General features: G+C 63.8%; 13 protein-coding genes and 1 pseudogene. 7 read left to right on the forward strand and 7 right to left on the reverse strand.

Annotation, left to right across the window (positions count from 1 at the left end):
• The first annotated feature begins 8 nt into the window (after positions 1 to 8).
• Positions 9 to 1325, forward strand: coding sequence for a thymidine phosphorylase (deoA, locus tag DTA15_RS32425; RefSeq protein ID WP_006485638.1), 1317 nt, complete (start codon positions 9 to 11; stop codon positions 1323 to 1325).
• Positions 1326 to 1350: 25 nt separating this feature from the next.
• Positions 1351 to 1740 (forward strand): cytidine deaminase, encoded by a 390-nt coding sequence (locus DTA15_RS32430; RefSeq protein ID WP_006485641.1) that lies wholly within the window; start codon positions 1351 to 1353, stop codon positions 1738 to 1740.
• Positions 1741 to 1773: 33 nt separating this feature from the next.
• On the opposite strand, the gene DTA15_RS32435 is transcribed toward DTA15_RS32430, so the two are convergent.
• From DTA15_RS32435 to msrB, 4 genes are all read right to left on the reverse strand, one after another.
• Positions 1774 to 2889 (reverse strand): Rieske 2Fe-2S domain-containing protein, encoded by a 1116-nt coding sequence (locus DTA15_RS32435; RefSeq protein WP_006485640.1) that lies wholly within the window; start codon positions 2887 to 2889, stop codon positions 1774 to 1776.
• Between the two features lie 237 nt (positions 2890 to 3126).
• Positions 3127 to 3870 carry a peptide-methionine (S)-S-oxide reductase MsrA gene (gene msrA / locus DTA15_RS32440; protein ID WP_006485646.1) on the reverse strand — a complete coding sequence of 248 codons (744 nt, stop codon included), beginning with the start codon at positions 3868 to 3870 and terminating at the stop codon, positions 3127 to 3129.
• Positions 3871 to 3931: 61 nt separating this feature from the next.
• The gene (locus tag DTA15_RS32445; RefSeq protein WP_012493817.1) at positions 3932 to 5791 is read right to left on the reverse strand and encodes a cytochrome c biogenesis protein DipZ; all 1860 of its coding nucleotides are present in this window, start codon (positions 5789 to 5791) and stop codon (positions 3932 to 3934) included.
• A gap of 31 nt (positions 5792 to 5822) precedes the next feature.
• Entirely contained in the window at positions 5823 to 6353 is a 531-nt protein-coding gene (gene msrB / locus DTA15_RS32450; protein ID WP_012493816.1) for a peptide-methionine (R)-S-oxide reductase MsrB, read from the reverse strand.
• A gap of 931 nt (positions 6354 to 7284) precedes the next feature.
• Between msrB and DTA15_RS32455 the strand changes: the two genes are divergently transcribed.
• The 5 genes and pseudogenes from DTA15_RS32455 to DTA15_RS32475 all read left to right on the forward strand — a co-directional run bounded on the left by DTA15_RS32455 (position 7285) and on the right by DTA15_RS32475 (position 11499).
• Entirely contained in the window at positions 7285 to 8319 is a 1035-nt protein-coding gene (locus tag DTA15_RS32455; RefSeq protein WP_006482379.1) for a PDDEXK nuclease domain-containing protein, read from the forward strand.
• A 12-nt stretch (positions 8320 to 8331) separates the two neighbouring features.
• Positions 8332 to 8511: pseudogene (locus DTA15_RS32460) on the forward strand (integrase core domain-containing protein); the annotation flags it as partial.
• Positions 8512 to 8595: 84 nt separating this feature from the next.
• On the forward strand, positions 8596 to 9558 hold the full coding sequence (locus DTA15_RS32465) for an anti-phage phospholipase (RefSeq protein WP_006482380.1): 963 nt from the start codon (positions 8596 to 8598) through the stop codon (positions 9556 to 9558).
• Between the two features lie 9 nt (positions 9559 to 9567).
• Positions 9568 to 10467, forward strand: a complete 900-nt coding sequence (locus DTA15_RS32470; protein ID WP_006482377.1) for an anti-phage nucleotidyltransferase — start codon at positions 9568 to 9570, stop codon at positions 10465 to 10467.
• Positions 10468 to 10521: 54 nt separating this feature from the next.
• The gene (locus tag DTA15_RS32475; protein ID WP_041494551.1) at positions 10522 to 11499 is read left to right on the forward strand and encodes a lipoprotein; all 978 of its coding nucleotides are present in this window, start codon (positions 10522 to 10524) and stop codon (positions 11497 to 11499) included.
• Between the two features lie 44 nt (positions 11500 to 11543).
• On the opposite strand, the gene DTA15_RS32480 is transcribed toward DTA15_RS32475, so the two are convergent.
• The 3 genes from DTA15_RS32480 to DTA15_RS32490 form a co-directional block, all read right to left on the reverse strand.
• A protein-coding gene (locus tag DTA15_RS32480; protein WP_102896096.1) for an IS3-like element IS407 family transposase occupies positions 11544 to 12664 on the reverse strand; the annotation gives its coding sequence in 2 pieces (ribosomal slippage) (positions 11544 to 12406 and positions 12406 to 12664; 1122 coding nt in all).
• A 557-nt stretch (positions 12665 to 13221) separates the two neighbouring features.
• The gene (locus DTA15_RS38390; RefSeq protein WP_012493815.1) at positions 13222 to 15942 is read right to left on the reverse strand and encodes a tetratricopeptide repeat protein; all 2721 of its coding nucleotides are present in this window, start codon (positions 15940 to 15942) and stop codon (positions 13222 to 13224) included.
• A gap of 561 nt (positions 15943 to 16503) precedes the next feature.
• A complete protein-coding gene (locus tag DTA15_RS32490; protein WP_006482398.1) occupies positions 16504 to 18921 on the reverse strand; it encodes a restriction endonuclease in 2418 nt (805 codons plus the stop codon).
• Between the last annotated feature and the right edge of the window lie 133 nt (positions 18922 to 19054).

The raw sequence follows: 19054 nt of genomic DNA on the forward strand, positions 1-19054 counted from the left end.
AGGCAACGATGTTTCTACCGCAGGAATTCATTCGCAGGAAGCGCGACGGGCAGCCGCTCGATCGCGACGGGATGGCCGCGTTCGTGCGCGGCGTGACCGACGGCAGCGTGACCGAGGGCCAGGTGGCCGCGTTCGCGATGGCCGTGTATTTCAACGACCTGAGCACCGATGAGCGCGTCGCGCTGACGCTCGCGCAGCGCGATTCGGGCGACGTGCTCGACTGGCGCGCGCTCGATCTCGACGGGCCGGTGATCGACAAGCATTCGACGGGCGGCGTCGGCGACGTCGTGTCGCTGATGCTCGGGCCGATGGTGGCCGCGTGCGGCGGCTACGTGCCGATGATCTCGGGGCGCGGGCTCGGTCACACCGGCGGCACGCTCGACAAGCTCAGCGCGATTCCCGGTTACGACGTGATGCCCGCCACGGACGCGTTTCGTCGCACGGTGCGCGAGGTCGGTGTCGCGATCATCGGGCAGACCGCGCGGCTCGCGCCGGCCGACAAGCGCATCTATGCGATCCGCGACGTGACGGCGACCGTCGAATCGGTCGCGATGATCACCGCGTCGATCCTGTCGAAGAAACTCGCGGCCGGGCTCGACGGGCTCGTGATGGACGTCAAGGTCGGCTCCGGCGCGTTTATGCCGACCGCGGAGAAATCGGCGGAACTGGCCCGCAGCATCGTCGACGTCGGCAACGGCGCCGGCATGAAGACGACCGCGATCCTCACCGACATGAACCAGTCGCTCGCGCCGTGCGCGGGCAACGCGCTCGAGGTTGCGTGCGCGATCGACTACCTGACCGGCAAGTCGCGTCCCGCGCGGTTGCACGACGTGACGATGGCGTTGTCGGCCGAGTTGCTCGTGACCGGCGGGCTGGCGCGCGACGTCGGCCACGCGCGCGAGAAGCTGCAGCAGGCGCTCGATTCGGGCGCGGCGGCCGAGCGTTTCGCGCGCATGGTCGTCGCGCTCGGTGGCCCCGCCGACCTGCTCGACGCGCCCGCACGGCATCTGGCGCGCGCGGTGGTGATCGTGCCGGTTCCGGCGCCTGCGAGCGGCGTGGTGCAGCGCGTCGATTGCCGCGCGCTCGGGCTGGCGGTGGTCGCGCTCGGCGGCGGCCGCACGCGCGCGGAGGATGCGATCGACGTCAGCGTCGGCCTGTCGGCGCTCGCGGAGATCGGGCAACGCGTCGAAGCGGGCGAGCCGCTCGGTTTCGTGCACGCCCGCGACGAAGCGACCGCGGCGCACGCGGCGGACGCGATTCGCCGCGGCTACGTGCTCGGCGACACGGGCGAAGCGCCGCCGACCCTTTACCAGCGGGTCGACTGACCCTGCTCCCGGAGGCCTCACCACGATGGAACGAGACGAACTGATCGAACAGGCGAAGGCGGCGCGCGAGCGCGCGTATGCGCCGTACTCGCGCTTCAAGGTCGGCGCGGCGCTGCAGGCGCGCGACGGGACGGTTTTCCACGGCTGCAACGTCGAGAACGCGTCGTACGGACTGTGCAATTGCGCGGAACGCACGGCGTTGTTCGCGGCGATCGCCGCCGGCTATCGGCCCGGGGATTTCGCGCGGCTCGCGGTCGTCGGCGACACGGACGGCCCGATCGCGCCGTGCGGCGCGTGTCGTCAGGTGATCATCGAGATCGGCAAGCCCGACATCGAAGTGATCCTGACCAACCTGAAAGGGGCCGTCGAGATCACGACGGCCCGCGCGTTGCTGCCGGGCGCGTTCATGCTGTAACCGCACGCGCCGCGGCGAGATGCGCGCGTCGCCTCATGCGCTGTCACGCGCGTCGCGGATCGGGATCACGGTGCGCGCGCCGCACTGGCGCAGCAGATCGCGCAGCTCGTTGATGACCGGGAACACCTCGTGATTCCAGTCGGCGCCCTGCCGGTCATGCGCTTCCTGCTCTCGTTCGACGATCCAGCGATCCTCGCGGAAGATGCGCTCGGTGAACCACACGAGCAGCGGCCACGCGAGATCGAGCGCGAACGGGATGCCGGGCTTGTGGATCGACAGCAGCCCGAACGTGCGGTTGGTGCGCTGCTCGGCGTCGAGCGGCACGTAGACGATCCACAGGTCCATCACGAGCGTGCCTTCGCTCGACCGGATCCGCAGCGTCTGGTACGGATACTCGGTGCGCACCGTCATCACGCTCTTGTTGGCCTGGTCGCCGGGCTTCTTGCTCGAACCGAACACGAGCGCCTCGCCGACCGGCTGCTTGCCTTCCATCCGCGCGAACGTGTAGTCGACCTCGACCCAGTCGTCGCCGCGGCGGCGGCCCACGGAGCGTGCGCGCATCTGGCCCATCTGCTTGCGGTGCAGGAACTGATGGTTCATGTCCATCAGGTTCTCGTGCATGAACGAATAGTGGCACTTGACCTCGCGGCCGAAGCGGCGTGTCTTGAACGCTCGATCGTCCGCCGATTCGAGCGCGGGGAACGGCCGTGCCTCGGCGAGCGTGGCGTCGCCCGGGAACACGAAGATCAGCCCGTGCGCCTCGCGGCACGGATACGCGCGCACGCCGTTGGGCAAGCGTTCGCGGCCGAGGTAGGGCACGTCGACACAGCGGCCGCTGTCGCACGCGTAGGTCCAGCCGTGATAGCAGCAGCGCAGCGTTTCGCCGCTCACGACGCCTGCGTGCAGCGGCACCTGGCGGTGCGCGCAACGATCTTCGAGCGCATACACGGCGCCCGATTCGGTGCGCACGAGCACGATCGGATCGCCGGCGAAGCGCACGCCGAGCGTCTTGCCGCGCTTGAGCTCGCGCGACCACGCGAGCGGGTACCAGTGATCGGGGTGAATGGGCACGCGGCGCAGGTCGCGCACGACCGCGCCGGTGGACGGTTCTTCGAGGGTATTGCTGTCAGGCAAAGGCACTGCGCGCATGCGTGACGCCTCCTGGCTGGGCGGGTGGTCCGGATGCCGCATCATGCGGCGAGGATCAGGAGAAGTCTACGCGAAGTTGCCGGCCGCGGCGGACGCGATGCGGGTTTGCCCCGGCGTCGCGTCCGCCGATTCGTTGATGCGGCGCAAAGCGGCCGCTGCCGGCGCCTGGCGTGGCGGGCCGGCCCGGCAGTGCGGCGGGCGGCCTCCCGTCGCGCGGCAGGGTGAGTGACACGCGGCTCACAAGCGCGCTTCGCGCCACAGCACCGCGTCGGCACGGTACAGCGCCGGGAAGCGCTGCTTCAGCCCAGCGACCTTCGGCAGGTCGTTGAACGCGATATACGGCGCATCCGGATGCAGTTCGAGGTAGTTCTGATGATAGGCCTCGGCCGGATAGAACCCCTTGTAGGCTTCCACGCGCGTGACCACGGGCGCCGGAAACACATGCGCGCTGCCGAGCTGCGCGATGTACGCGGTCGCGACCGCGCGTTGTTGCGCGGTGGTCGGGAAGATCGCGGACCGGTACTGCGAGCCTTCGTCGGGACCCTGCCGGTTCAGTTGGGTCGGGTCGTGCGCGACCGAGAAGAACACCTGCAGCAGCCGGCCGTACGTGATCTGCGTCGGGTCGTAGACGATCCGCACCGATTCCGCGTGCCCCGTCAGCCCCGAGCCGACGAGCGCGTAGTGCGCGGTTTCGGACGCGCCGCCCGCATAGCCGGCGGTGACCTGCTTCACGCCCTTCACATGCTCGAACACGCCCTGCACGCCCCAGAAACAGCCGCCGGCGAGCACGGCCGTTTCGTCGTGCGACGCGCCGGGCGTTTCGTCGAGCGTCGGTGCGGGCACGGTGCGCATCGGCTCCGCGGAATTGACGATGCGCTGGTAGCCGAACACGGCGGCGGCTGCCACGGCAACGGCGCCGATGCGGCGCAGCATGGCCGCGCGCCGTGGTGCGGCGGCATCGCGGGTGGGGATCGGGATCATCTCTTGCTCCTTCGGACTGCGTTGAAAAAAGCCGATGCTCGGAGGGCGGTGGCGCGAGCAATCAACCGAACGTGAACGCGTACGCATCGACGCCCGGATCGAGGAACTCGATCGCGAACGTGCGATCGGCGATCGCGCCCGGCTGCCGGACGAGCTGGTACAGACGCTGGTCGGTGACGGTGCCGTAGCCTTGCGCATCGACGTCGGCGCCATGCGCGGCCCCGGGCGCCGCGCCGTCGAGCGTCACCCGAAAGCGCACGGGCCGGCCGTTCGCACCGGGGCCGAGCACGAGGTGCAGGTCGCGCGCATGGAAGCGGTAGATGATCCGGCCATCCGGTGCGGCCAGCGACGCGCGTTCGGCGCCGACGTTCCACGTGCCCGCGAGGCCCCAGCCGTTGAGATCCGGGCTGCCCGGCGCGTCGTAGCGGTGCGCCGCGTCGCGCACGACGCCGCCCGGCGACGCGAAGCTTTCCGCGCGCGCATAGCCGACATAGGTTTCGGGCGAACGGACGTCCGCGCTGTCGGCGGCGGCGAGCGCACCCTTCGCGGGCGCGCCGGCGAGCCCGAGCGGCACGTTCAGCGCGTCCGGATGGCCGGCTTCGGCGAGCAGCGACTGGATCGCGCGTTCGGACTGTGCGTATTCGCCTTCGCCGAAGTGGTGATGGCGGATCCGCCCTTGCGCGTCGATGAAGTAGTGCGCGGGCCAGTATTCGTTGTTGAATGCGCGCCAGATCGCATAGCCGTTGTCGATCGCGACCGGGTAGTCGATGCCGAGGTCGTGCACGGCCTTCTTGACGTTACCGATGTCGCGCTCGAACGCGAACTCCGGCGCGTGCACGCCGATCACGACGAGTCCGTACGGCGCGTACTTGCGTGCCCAGGCGGTCGTGTACGGCAGCGTGCGCAGGCAGTTGATGCACGAATACGTCCAGAAATCGATCAGCACGACCTTGCCGCGCAGGCCGGCCGCCGTCAGCGGCGGCGAGTTCAGCCACTGCACCGCGCCGTCGAGCGACGGCAGCGTACCTTCGACGGGCAGCGCGGCCGCGGTCGCGCCGGCCGCGCGCATCATCGCGCTGCCGACCATTGCAGCGCCGCCGGCCTGCGGGCCATCCGTCGCGGCGGCCATCATCGCGCCGCCCGTCGCGTTGTCGGCGGCGCCGGTCGCGGGCGTTGCCGCCGGCGCGCCGTTCGAGCGCCCGCCGAGGCGGTCGACGAGCTTCGTTTCGAGCCCGCCGGTGGTGACGGTCGACAGCTGCGCCAGGGCGCCGGTGTCGAGGCCGAGCGCGATCGCGCCGACACCGGCCAGCAGCGCCGCGCCGATCCCGCGCCGGATCCATTCGCCGGCGCCGAGCGAGCGCTTCATCGCGGCGAACACCTTGCCGCCGATCACGAGCGCGACGCCGAGCGAGGTCGCCGCGCCGGCCGCATACGCGACGAGCAGCAGCGTCGTGCCGACGCTCGCGCCGCGCAATGCGGCGCCGGTCAGCACGAGACCGAGGATCGGGCCCGCGCACGGCGCCCACAGCAGGCCGGTCGCGACGCCGAGCAGCAGCGACGACGCCGGGCCGGCCGGGCGGCCGTCGCGTTGTGCGAATCCGGTGAGCCGGTTGCCGGCGGCGACCAGCGGGCGCGTCAGGTGTTCCGCGAAGCGCGGCATCAGCAGCGTCAGGCCGAACACCGCGAGCAGCACGATCGCGATCCAGCGGCCGGCCTGGTTGGCCTGCGCGACCCAGCCGCCGCCGACTGCGGCGAGCGTCGCGACGACGGTGAACGTGAGCGCCATGCCGGCGAGCAGCGGCAGGCCGGTGCGCACGAACGGCTGGTCGGCGCGCGCGAACACGAACGGCAGCACGGGCAGGATGCACGGGCTCAGGATCGTGAGCACGCCGCCGAGATAGGCAAGGACGATGAGCAGCATGATGCGTTCTCCAGTCGGTCGGGGGGCCGGATCAGGCGGCAGCCGGGTGGAAGACGAGCGCGACGCCGTTCATGCAGTAGCGCAGGCCGGTCGGCGCTGGGCCGTCGTCGAACACATGGCCGAGATGGCCGCCGCAGCGGCGGCAGTGCACTTCGATGCGGACCATCCCGAACGACGCGTCGGTGTCGGTGCCGACCGCGTGGTCGAGCGGTTTCCAGAAGCTCGGCCAGCCCGTATGGCTGTCGAACTTGGTGGCCGACGAGAACAGCGCGAGGTCGCAGCCGGCGCACGCGAACGTGCCGGGCCGGTGCTCGGCGTTCAGCGGGCTGCTGTACGGCCGCTCGGTGCCGGCTTCGCGCAGGACCGTGTATTGGGCGGGCGTGAGCCGGCGATGCCATTCGGCGTCGCTGAGCGTGATCTCGAACGGGGCGGCCTTGGGCGAGCCGGCGGGCGGCGCGGCGAACGCGCGGCCGACCAGCGCGCGGCGGCCGGCGGACGACAGCGCCGCGAGCGTGGCGAGACCGGTGGCGCCGGCGAACAGCAGATGTCTGCGGGTGGGCATGATGGGCTCCTGGAAGCAGGTCCTGAAAACATGCGCCCATCGTAGGCAGCGGCCGGTGTCGAAGTCCTCACGGAAAGTTAAATGAATTGTGAAGGTTGGGATGTTCCGTCGAGGTGGGCCGGAATCCGTCGAAGCTCCGGCTGGCAAGGGCCTTCGAGCGGGTGAGCCGCCGATGTTTACCGAGCACTTGTTCGCGCCGTGATTTTTAGTGTCTTTTTAGCGTTCGTCGAGAGGCGCGGCGAATCCGGACTTTGGCTTGCCGGTCGAATCGGACAGGGACACGAGTGTTGTTTGACTGCGGTCATGCATCACGCCGAGCGTGTGATGCGCATGTGGACGCGGAAGTTTGACAGTTTTTTTCGTAGCAACTTCAGCGGGCGAGTTAGGACGTGCCCGGTTGTGCAGTGAAAGAGGGGCGCAAATGCGCTCCGCCGAGGTGGTCCCTTTCGAGGCAGGATCCGGCGGAATGAAGGGGAACATAGTAAGGACTATGTTACCCTTCATTTCGGGACATAAGCGATGCCCCCGCGTGCGCGGCACCCTGTCCGAGGGGGCATTGAGCGCTCGCGCGGCGGCGAGCGAAAAGCGGTGCCGTCACCGTTTCGGCCCCCCAGTATTTCTGGCGCGGGCGACGACGTGCCGGTGGGCGGGTTCATTGGGCATGGCGTCGCATGCGGGCCGGGAGGTTCTTCGATCCGGGTGGGGCTGTTGGCGAGGCGACTTCATCTCAGGGGGTGCTGAAGCTCAATTGCGCGCGCTCACATTTCGCTCGGTGGCAGACGAGGGCCTCAGCTGGCCGGGGGCTGAATTCTCTCCGCGGTGCGGAGAGAATTGGGAAGAGCGCCCAGCAGGGTTCCGCCGTGGCTGAGATTCCGGTAACGTGGCCCCTATTGGCGCGCGCCGGCCCGCCGAGTCCTCCATTCAAGACCAGATGACCGAACTCGTCCCCGCATCCCTATTGACCGACATCCGCAGCATGATTGATTCGGCGCGCGCCCGAGCGGCGGCGGCCGTCAATGCTGAACTGACCCTACTTTATTGGCAAGTTGGTTGCCGCATCCGGGATGACGTGCTGGGCGGTGAGCGCGCGGGCTATGGACAGCAGATCGTCCCCGCGCTCGCCCGGCAACTGAGAGCCGAATACGGCCGGGGTTGGAGCGAGCAGCAATTGCGCCATTGCGTCCGCGCGGCCGAGGTGTTTCCGGACGAGTCAATTCTCTCCGCACTGCGGAGAGAATTGAGCTGGACCCATCTGAAGATGTTGATGTACGTCGAAGACCCGCTCAAGCGCGACTTCTACATTGAACTCTGTCGCCTAGAGCGCTGGTCGTCGCGGCAGTTGCAGGAGCGGATGCAGTCGATGTTGTTCGAGCGCAGCGCGCTATCGCGCCAGCCCGACGAAGTGATCCGGCGCGAAGTGGCGCACCTGCGTGACGCGCAGCAGATGACGCCCGATCTCGTGCTGAAAGATCCGTACATCCTCGATTTTCTTGGCCTCAACGATCACTATCTCGAGCGCGATCTCGAGGATGCGATCCTGCGCGAGATGGAACAGTTTCTCCTGGAACTCGGCGCCGGCTTTACATTCGTTGCGCGCCAGAAGCGGTTGTTGATCGACGACGACGACTTTTATCTCGACCTGTTGTTCTACAACCGCAAGCTCAAACGCCTCGTCGCGATCGAACTGAAGCTCGGTTCCTTCAAGGCCGAGTACAAGAGTCAGATGGAGCTGTACTTGCGCTGGCTCGCCAAGCACGAGCAGGAGCCGGATGAAGCGCCGCCGATCGGCATCATCCTATGTGCGGGAAAGAAGCAAGAACAGATCGAATTGCTTGAGCTTGGCAAAAGCGGCATTCACGTCGCTGAGTACCTCACGGTGCTACCGCCGCGCGAGACGCTGCAGGCGAAGCTGCACCAATCGATCGCCGCGGCACGTGCCCGACTTGATGATAAACGCGAGTCGTGATGACAGTGCCTTGAACGCTTCATCCGGTCAGCTTCACGTGAGTGGGGCTGCGCATCGACATACCAAAGCTCGGCCCATCGCAACGAAGCCTGGGCCAGTTGGCAGCACCACTACAACTGGCATCGAGCTCGTAACGCCATCGGCGGCAAAGTGCCGATGGCTAGACCTCCCGCATCGAGAAACAAGCTCTAGACGCTTCACAACCAGCAAATTAAGGCGAGCGGCCGGCGCACCGTATTGTTGCTGCTACACTGGCGCGGAGACGGGGGGCGTTACATGAGCGAGACAAGCGCAGGACGCGACGTGCCGGCGGCTGCGGTCAGGAGGCCATGCAGGATTCTTTCGCTGGACGGTGGCGGCGCCAAGGGGTTTTACACGCTGGGCGTGCTGCGCGAGATCGAGGCGATGGCGGGGCGGCCGCTGTGCCAGTGCTTCGACCTGATCTTCGGCACCAGCACCGGCTCCATTATCGCCAGCCTGCTCGCCCTGGGCTACGAGGTCGAGGTGATTCACGCGCTCTACCAGCGGCATGTGCCGACGGTCATGGCGCAACGCCGGGCGAGGGATCGCACGGCCGCGCTGGAAGCGCTCGCCACCGAGGTATTCCAGGAGCGCACCTTCGCTGACGTGAAGACCGGCATCGGCGTCGTGGCGACCCGCTGGATGACCGAGAAGCCGATGATCTTCAAGGGCAGCGCGGCCCAGGCCCACGGGCGCGCGGCCACCTTCGTGCCGGGCTTTGGCGTGACCCTGGCCAAGGCCGTGCAGGCGTCCTGTTCGGCCTTTCCATTCTTCGAGCGCACCTTCGTGACCACCGCGGCCGGGGATCATGTCGAGCTGGTCGACGGTGGTTACTGCGCCAACAATCCCACCTTGTATGCGATCGCCGACGCGGTCGTCGCGTTGGGGCACGCACACGAGGATCTGCGCGTGGTCAGCATCGGCGTGGGCGTCTACCCGGAGCCTAAGCGAAGCTGGACGATGCGGCTCGCCAAGAAATACCTGCTCAGCGTGCAACTGCTGCAGAAGACCCTAGAAATCAACACGCAGTCGATGGACCAGTTGCGCGAGGTGCTGTTCAAGGACGTGCCCACGATCCGCATCAGCGACGTGTTCGAGCGTCCAGAGATGGCCACCGACCTGCTGGAGCACGACCTCGCCAAGCTCAACCTGCTGCGCCAGCGCGGCAGCGAATCCTTCGCCACCCGCGAGGCGGCGTTGCGAGCATTCATGCGGTAAGGAGACCGTATGTCCATTTCCGAAGCGCAATTGGAAACCTGGTCGCACCAGGGGGCCATCCGTGGGTCGAGCCTGACCTATCAGGCGATCAAATCCACGCTGGAGAACGCGGACAGTCCCTATGCGGGCAAGAACATCGAGGTATTCCTGCAGGGCTCCTACGGCAACGCCACGAATATCTACGCCGAGAGCGATGTCGACGTGGTGATCCTGCTGAAGGACTGCTTCCAGCAGGACCTGAAGGCGTTGAGCGAGGAGCAGAAAACCGCTTGGAGGGCGGCGTATCACGATGCGGTGTATGCGCACCGGGATTTCAAGAAGGACGTGGTGTCGGTCCTGAGGGATGCCTACGGCGGTGACGTCACGGTCGGCGACAAGGCGATCGCCATCGCCGCGCGCGGCGTGCGCCGCAAGGCGGATGTGATCGCGGCGATTGGCTACCGGCGCTACTACCGCTTCAACGGCCTGCGCGACCAGTCCTACGACGAAGGCATTTGTTTCTACGACGCGGCGGGGACGCGGATCGCCAACTATCCCAAGCAACACGCTGAGAACCTTACCGCCCAGCATCAGGCCACCCAGCAGCGGCTCAAGCCGATGGTGCGGATCTGGAAGAACCTGCGCAGCGCGCTGGTCGAGGCGGCCGCGATCGAGGCTGGCGCCGCGCCGTCCTACTATCTCGAGGGCCTGCTGTACAACGTGCCGGTGGACAAGTTCGTCGGCAGCTATGGGGATACGTTCGTCAACGTCTACAACTGGCTGGTGACCGAGGCGGATAAGACTCAGCTGGTGTGCGCCAACCGGCAGTACTACCTGTTGCGCGATAACGCGCCGACCTGCTGGGCCCCGGCGCAATGCGAGGCCTTTCTCGCGGCGACCCTGGCGTATTGGGACGATTGGGGCGCATGAGGGCGCGTCGGCGGCGAGAGGGCCGATCCGGATAACGATGCGCGGGAGGCGCGGATGAGCCAGCGGGACGATTTCAGCAAGAAAGTGCGGCAGGCGGTCGCGGCGAATGCCGGCTGGCACTGCGCGTTCACCGGCTGCGGCAAGCTGACGGTCGGGCCGAGCGACGAAGGGGCCGACAGAAGCACCACGATCGGCGAGGCCGCCCATATCCATGCCGCCGCGCCGGGCGGCCGGCGCTACGATGCGACGATGACGCCGGAAGCGCGTAGCGGCATCGACAACGCGATCTGGCTCTGCGTCGACCATGCTCGGTTGATCGACCGCGACAGCGTCACCTATACCGCACCGCGGCTGCGCGCGATGAAACAGGCTCACGAGGACGCCTGCAAGCGGGCCGTGCGCACCGGGCAGCCCGCGCTGGTCGCGGCGGGGCTGCTTGCGATCGGCCCCGAGATCGTCTGCACGGGCGATTTGACACAGGTCGACGCGAGTGGATGGACGCTGCGGCTCGGGCATTTCCTGATCGGCGATCTCCAAGGGGTCGTCGACTACATCGACCGGTTCGGACGCCTGTCTCCCGAGGATCGCTATGTGCTCAGCAACGAACTGGGCGACGGCCGTGTTCTCGCCGCGGCGCCGGTCCTCGCGAAACAGGACGCCGGTTACCACCTTCGGTGCACGGTGGCGCCCGGTGCGGCGCGCGTAGACGTGAGCGACCTCGGCAGCGGGTGGGCCCTGCACGCGGAAACCGACGATCTGTATCTCGACGACCGCGGCGCGATTGCCCGCGTCAGCGGCGTGGACTATCTGCCGCAGCGTGTGCGCGAGGTGTTGTCGATGCAACAAGGCGAGAGCCCGCTGCATCCGTCGTTCGGGGTGCGTTTCTTCGAATACTTCCAGGCCTATCGCGGATCGCCGTGGCTCGACCTGCTGCTCAAACTCGAGGTGGTGCGCCAGGCCTCGGTGCCTTACAGCGATCCCCTCGGTAAACGGGAAACTACGCCGCTGCGCTGCGTGACGCGGGTACGTTGACCTGCCCCCATCAATAGGGCCAATGGGCTTCTAGCAAAGTCCCTTTAAACCAACTCCTGGAAAGCGGCAGGAGTATCCGCGGTTGCCCGATGTTTCGCCGCAAACTCTGACGGCGCAAGGTAGTTCAGTGCGCTGTGCGGCCTTTGCTCGTTGTAGTCCTGACGCCATGCCGCGATGACTGCCCGAGCATGCGCGAGCGTCGTGAACCAGTGCTCGTTAAGGCATTCGTCGCGGAACTTGCCGTTGAACGATTCGATGTACGCATTCTGCGTTGGCTTGCCCGCCTGAATCAACTTCAGAGCGACGCCGTTCGCATACGCCCACTGGTCAAGCGCGCGGCTCGTAAATTCGGGGCCCTGGTCTGTTCGCACCGCCTTGGGATAGCCACGGAAGCGAGCTGCGCGGTCCAATGCCCGAGCGACATACAAACCTGAGATGCCATGGTCGACAACGATGTCGACAGCCTCTTTCGTGAAGTCGTCGACGACGGTCAGGCACTTCACGCGCCGGCCGTTGGAAAGCGCATCCATCACGAAATCGATTGACCACACCTCGTTGGGGGCGCCCGGCAATGCCAGTTGCTCGCGCTCAATCATTACGCCGTGGCGCTTGCGACGGCGCCGCACAGCCAGCCCTGCCTCACGGTACAGGCGATAGATGCGCTTGTGATTGGCGTGCGTGCCTTCGCGTTCCACTAGGGCGTGCAATCGGCGGTAGCCGAATCGACGACGTTCGTGTGCCAACTCCACCAGACGCGCCGCTAGCACCTCATTCTCGTGGTCTGGCTTCGCGTCGTAATGCAGCACGCTGCGAGAAAGCCCGACAAGCCGGCAGGCGCGGCGCTCGGAGATGTTGACCTTCCCCCGAATCGCCGATACTGCTTCGCGTTTGGCTTGCGGGCTCAGGGCTTTCCCTTGACGACGACCTTCAACGCTTCCATATCGAGCATTGCTTCGGCCAGCAGCTTCTTCAGCCGGGCATTCTCCACCTCGAGGTTCTTGAGCCGGCGGGCTTCCGAGACCTCCATGCCGCCGAACTTCGCACGCCAAGTGTAGAACGACGCATCACTGAACCCGTGCTTCCTGCACAGTTCCTTGACCGGCATACCGGCCTCGGCTTCCTTCAGAAACCCGATGATTTGCTGTTCCGTAAAGCGCTTCTTCATGTTCGTCTTCTTCTCCGAAAACGAACTTTACTAGACTCCGGCTGGCCCTGTTTGCAGGGGGCAGGTCACCCGTAGACCAAGGCACTCGGGACACGAGTTGACGGCTTTATTGAAAATCTCACCAAAATAATGTCGTCTACTCTCGTAGCAGACCTCGACTTCCCGCGGTAATCCCCTGATTTCTTGATCGATTCTTGACGCACGATGCAGTCCATCACGACACGGTGTTCAGGCTGGACGCTCTTTGTTTTAGCTAAGCCCGCCGATGGTGGCCGGGTCAAGGGCTGTATTGTGAGGCATCCGAGGCCGACTGAATCCGTCGGCTCTCGACCAGGAAGCATCGTTCGTAGGCGTTATCGCACGAACCTTCAAGCGTCTGCTCTGCACTCACTACCGGCCCCTTGCTCAGGGCCTGGACGGTGCGCATCCAAATGTTTGCCTCGTGCTGCCGCTTGAAACCGGTCGCTATGTCCAATGCGGACGCAAGTAAAATCGCGGCGGGCGTATCGCGTCAGCCGCCTCGCCGCTTGGATTCAAGGGCGAGGCGGCAGAGACACTTAACCGAGATACATAATTGCCGTCGCGCGTCGCGAGCGCCGGCCATTTGTGTCGGCCTCATGCTTGATCGCCAGTCGCGTACCGGCTCCAATATGTGTCCATCGGTGCGTATTCCGGTTCTCGAACGCAGATGAATGCAGGAAATACGATTGGCCATCGTCGTCCTTTGCGAACACATAACTTGGAAACCCATCGGCAGCGGGCACGTTGCTGACGCAAACAAGGGTATAGCCCTCAGCCCCGAGCGTTTCGGTCGCCCCTTGGAGCGATTCTCCGACCGCTGGCGCGATCTCGGCGATGCCGATTTTCGGCGGCAGCGCGATACCCAACGTTGCCGCGACCAGCCGCAGGTCCGATTCGTCAGCGCCGGCGCGTTGCAGTTCGGGCAAATAGTCATCAATAAGGCGGCGGATTGAGTCGGCCTGTGGGTCGGAGGGCTTTCCGAGGTCGGGCTTGCGCAGATAGAACGCGATATCGCCGCACAGTTTTCGTAGCTCGTGCGCAAGTGTGCGAGACATACCGTATCGCTTTAGCAAGAAAGCTGCGGCGTCAATGCCATGGCCAATTAGCTTCCATACACGCCCGTGCCCAGCGACACCTCGCCGGAACTCAAGATCAGCCTGTCGGCGATATGCTGACACACGTGCTGCACCGTGTGTCGCCATTAACGGTCCAGACACCTTCCAATCCTGCGTCAGCGAATAAACGGTTCCCAGCTTCTCCTGGAAATTTAGTGCGGACAGATAGATGCTCCACAGCCGCAGGACGGCATGCTCTACATCTTCTGACGCATTACCCCATCCTGCGTCGATAAGAACCTGACATAGGGTCTCCGCCTCTTCGTGGTTGTTTGCACGCATTGCCAGCGCTGCAAGCATGAGCTTGGCAGCAGGATCGGCACTATCCTGCTGGATTGCAAACCTCAGTGCAGACTCTGCGTCCCTCGGATCATTCAATCTCAGGAGCAACTTGGCTTGCAGGCGATATAGAAATGCCGAACCTCCTTGGTTATCGATTTGCTGCCGTACGCGCGTCAGAAGTGGTGCACATGCCAAAGGACTCTCGGCAGCGCATGCGCCTGCAACCTGTCTTGAGAGCGCAATCGTCGAAGCCGGTGTACCTTCAGGGATGAAAAATGGATCGAGCGGGGAAAGCCCGCGCTCGGCCTGCAGTTTGAGCGCGGAAGCGACGGCGGCCTCGCTCTTTCGCTGCCAATCAAGCAGCGAGGCCCGCACTTTCAGATTTCTGGGCTGTACACGCAACAGTTCCCGGATTGATGTGCCCAACGCGTAAACCTCGCCCGCATCTGTGGTTTCCCGTGTAATAAGGGAAGTCTTACCAAGGCTGGCAATTGCCGCCGAAATCGTGTCGACGTCCAAGTTCAACGCTTCGCAGAGGCGACCTCGAGATGGCTGTTCCAACACGAATAGCGCTTCAAGTACTTCGTTTGCTGCCGGGGACAATGTTTCGAGCAAATTCGAAAAGGAAAACTCGGTAACATCGACTTGCGACGATTCTAGGCTCTCGTTGATGTCTCGGCCTGCGACGTAGTAGTCTACCGTTAGACGTATTGCGAGTGGGTTGCTGTGGCAAGTATCAATGATGCGCTGGAGTGTAACGGCGTCGAGGGCCGCCGCGCCTTTCGCAGCTAGGTAGGCACGCGCGAGCGCCATTGCTCCGCCATCATCGAGAGATGGCAACGGGATGTTTTTCGCCCCGTCGAGCGGTACCCGACTTGTGACAATCACCTTCCAGTTTTGCGGCAACTCATCCATGAGGCCATCAAAGACGAGCGGCTCATCGCGCAGCAGAGTTTCTAAGTTGTCAACAAATAGCCATATCCGTCTGTCGTCACAAGCCCTCAGCGCGGCAGAAAAGTCGGGCCAGTCCCAGCCGAACATAGCGTTCAATGAGGCGGTGAGATGGTCACGAACGCCGGCAATGGTCTGCGGGGCGTTGAGCGTCTCGATGCCACGCTCGGTCAACTTTTCCTGTTTGAGCGAGATAAAGAGTACGCCATCGGTTAGCTGCGGTGCCTCCGGCGAAACGCAAAAATCGGCTAGCACCTGCAGTACTAAACTCGTTTTGCCGATGCCACCTCTAGCTACAATCGAGACAAGAGGCGACCGAGCATTCCTCAGTTCCTTCTGAAATCTTGCGACATCCCGATTTCGCCCGATCAAGCCCGTGGACGAGTGTTCGAACTCTGTGGGCAAATTCGTGGGGACACACCATCGCGGCTGGTTCAACCATTCTTCTGGCGGTTCCTTGAGGTCGCCGGCAATTGCGCTTGCCAGCGCCGCAGAGACATCATATAGGTGCAGCGAGTCAATCGCGGGGTCACTGGCTAGAGCGCAGCACCGGTACCAGTAGCAGTGCGGGAACGGCCTGTTGGGATGGCTGACCGCATTGCGGATGTCGAACACCTCAAGAGCATTGCAAAGCGCCATCAGTCGCTTAGCGTGTGCGGACTCTGACGAGCCCTCTGCTACTTCGACGGCAAGCTGCAGGACTTCTGCGAAGTAACTGTTTTCGATAATGATCGAACAAGTCTCTTGCAGATCCCCGACGATGGAGCGACCTATTCGGTTCAGTATTTCCCTCCCCACAGGGACGGAGGCGATGTTCGTGTTTGATTCGAGAATATAGCGTCCCAGACTACGTTCGAATTCATATATCACCATCGCGCATTGAATGCGCAATTGACCGTCACCGTTCAATTTGATTCCCCCGTATTCCCGGTTCTAATCCGCCCGCCCGGACGTGACTGACATACCATTCAGAATATTATTATAAAGGTCAGTCCATCGGGCATAGTCCTGAGAGACAACCAGCCCATTCGCATCCGCATGTAGGCTGCGCCGCCTATGTGAGCGATAAGATTTTCCGGCCTTTCCGAACGGTTGCAAGTATCCTTGGTCGGAGTTCCATCGGATCCGCAGGAGTGGCAGAAGGCCGGCGATCTGCCCACGATGGAAACACGGGTGATTGACCGCTGAGTCTTCGAAGGAACATAGCGCATTACCAGAAACGAATGGCGGAACAGGGTCGATCCGAGACGGTTGCACGGTGCAGAGTGGCATCCGCGCGCGTTCGGCCATCTTGGGCCGTTCGTTGGGGGAGCTGAAGTGGACGCTCTTGCGTCAGCTACGCATAGACAACGGACCTTTACGCGGCGTTCACCGGCGAGCGTATGCGCAACTTGACGCCAGCAGTCATCGGAACCTGAGGTCGTCATAGGACTATTGACGTCACTGGCACATAGCGCTGGACAGACGAGCCTAGTCGCCATCGCTCAGCAGACTTGGAAACAGCTCACCGTCGATAAGCTCGAAGCCGAACTCTGCCGCAGTCGCTATAGCGTCCGCCGAGAACCTACTTGTGGTGATCAGGATGCCGCGACTTTTTGACGACGCCCCTTTATCCGCAAGGGCGATGGCGCCGTAAAGTTCGCGCACGACCTCTGGCCCCACGGTGCGATGCTGTGCCCAACATTTGCACTGAGCGATCCACGATTGATTGTCCTCGCCCACAGCATAGAGATCGACACCGCCATCGCCGTCCCTGTTTGCCGACTGATGGACGACTCGCAGCCCTCGGCGCGTCAACAGACGAAGACAGTCCTTTTCGAAGTCGAACCACGCTGGTCGAGATCCGGCCGGGGCAGTCGATACCTCGTCGAAGATCATCCGTGACGCCGACCTACTCCGATAGATCCTTATCCGCTCCTCGTCGCCAGCGTGCCCCCTCTCGTGCGGACGAACGAAAGTGAATCCTTCCGGAATATGCATACCATATCTTTGGGCCAGGAACCGCTGCGCGGCGGACGCAGTGCCTGCTCGTCTAAGATGCGGTGCCACTGAATGCTTTGGGCGGCCTGCGCTCAGTTCGCCGACGGCCAAGCGGTCGGAGTGGGGGGCCGAATAACGCACCCGCGGAAGATAGATAACGGTTCGCACGTCTCTCCCTCGAATCCGACGACGCATCGGGCGCACGTTGAAAAGGCGTTCCCGCTCCTCGACGACTAGAAAGTCGCGAACGATCGCCGCGGCGATTAGCTTTAGGCTAAGCTCCGCGTCAGAGTTCCAGACGGCCTCGCCGTCGTCGTTGCGTGGACGAATTAGGTGTGCCGATACCGCTCTTGGCGGATCGCCTGTGATGCCTATGGCGACGTGGTGATATCGTTCGGATGAGTCTAGAAAATGGCAGGAAAATTCCCCATTGGTCTCGAATATTCTTGCTGCAACGAAGGGGCCGAAAGCCACCTCGACGCGCGCACCCCAAGGGATCGACCACTGCCTGGCTTCCTGGGCTTCACGCAGCATCCTCTCGATAGCAGCCTCTGCCTCGTCATAAGAGCCTTCGAGCGCCACATTCCGCAATGACTCGCAGATATCCGCCAACGGCACTGGGAAATCGTGCGGGGTCAGTCGCAAACCGGCATCCAATAGATCAATGATTTCCAGGCCGCTACGCCAGAGTTCCTCGATGTCGCCGAGCGGCGCTTCCATGTCGATGGCTGCGGCCTTCATCTCGAGACCATAGTCCGACGTGTTGGCCATCCAAGGCCGATGAGAACCTGATTTGGTGATTCTGGTGTCGAGCAACGCGGCTTCGAACGTGCCTTTTGCCGCCTCAGCCAGTACGTCATCTGCCGCATCGAGCAAGATCGGCATCAGTTTGTCTAGCAAGCAGAAGAGCGAGTATGGGTCGTTAAGAACCGCGAAACAGGCCTCGTACGCAGCTTGCGCACTCGGTTCCGGTCCAGCCATTTCGGCAAGCCAGCGACCAATAAGCGGAGCGCGCTTCACCAGCGTAATCGCGCGCTGTTGCAATGGCCCGGGCTCTAGCCACATGCCGTCGGCATCGACCACAGGCCGGACACCGTCGAGCGCTTGGCGATCAAGAATCGCTTGGACGAAACCGGCGGCCCGCCCGCGGTTACGGAGAGCCTGACGACCCCATGCGGCGCGTGCCCGATCTTTTGCATGAAGATCGTCTGCCCATGGTCCCTGGTACGAGAGTTCGGCCCACACGTCTGACGATGCATCCGGCCATAGTGGTATTTCGACCCTCTCGTCTCTGCTCGCGACGCTATCGAGACAAAACGGATCGAACCGTTCCTGAACGTTGGAACGTGGAATTCCGGGCGTTGGGAATTTCCACTGAGCGTCCATAGCGCGGACTGAGGGCGTGGTACTACTCATGCCCGCGTACAGATCGGCTTCCATCCAGCCTGAATGCTGCCCGTCTGGCGTGGCGACAGTCATGAGGAAACGGCCTTTCTGGCGAAGAGCCACCACGACGGCGTCCGTGCCGGATCGCATCCAGCGCACATGTGGACGCGGATTTTGTGCGCGCGTCATGACCGTCAAGGAAAAAAGCGTCGATGGCGAGGTATTCCATCTCCACCCGACTGCCGCACATGCCCCTGCACGACGAACGCGTTTAACAGCGTCGGGATCGTACGCGATAAAGATTATGCAGGGTACGCCATCATCGCCCACCCACGCAGGCCCAAAGAAACGCTGCCCGACCGTCGTACCGCAGAATTTCGCCACAAGCTCTCTCAACCCGTCGGCGGTAATCGGCAAAGAGTGTGTCGCCTTTGCACGAGCGAATGGCATATCAGCTGTTTGAGTGCGGCGTGTCTCTCCGGATGGGGCGATTTCTGCTGCATCGTTTTTGTCGTCGTCCATGTTCGATTTCGAAGCCGATTTAGGATGAGGTAGTCATATGATGCCCGCAGATGGGCGTACGTTGCCGCAACCCCATCGCCTATCTTACCAATCAATGGTCGACGGATCGGCAACGACAAATTGGTCTGTATTG

The sequence above is a fragment of the Burkholderia cenocepacia genome (assembly GCF_900446215.1).
In the GTDB taxonomy this organism is placed as follows: domain Bacteria; phylum Pseudomonadota; class Gammaproteobacteria; order Burkholderiales; family Burkholderiaceae; genus Burkholderia; species Burkholderia cenocepacia.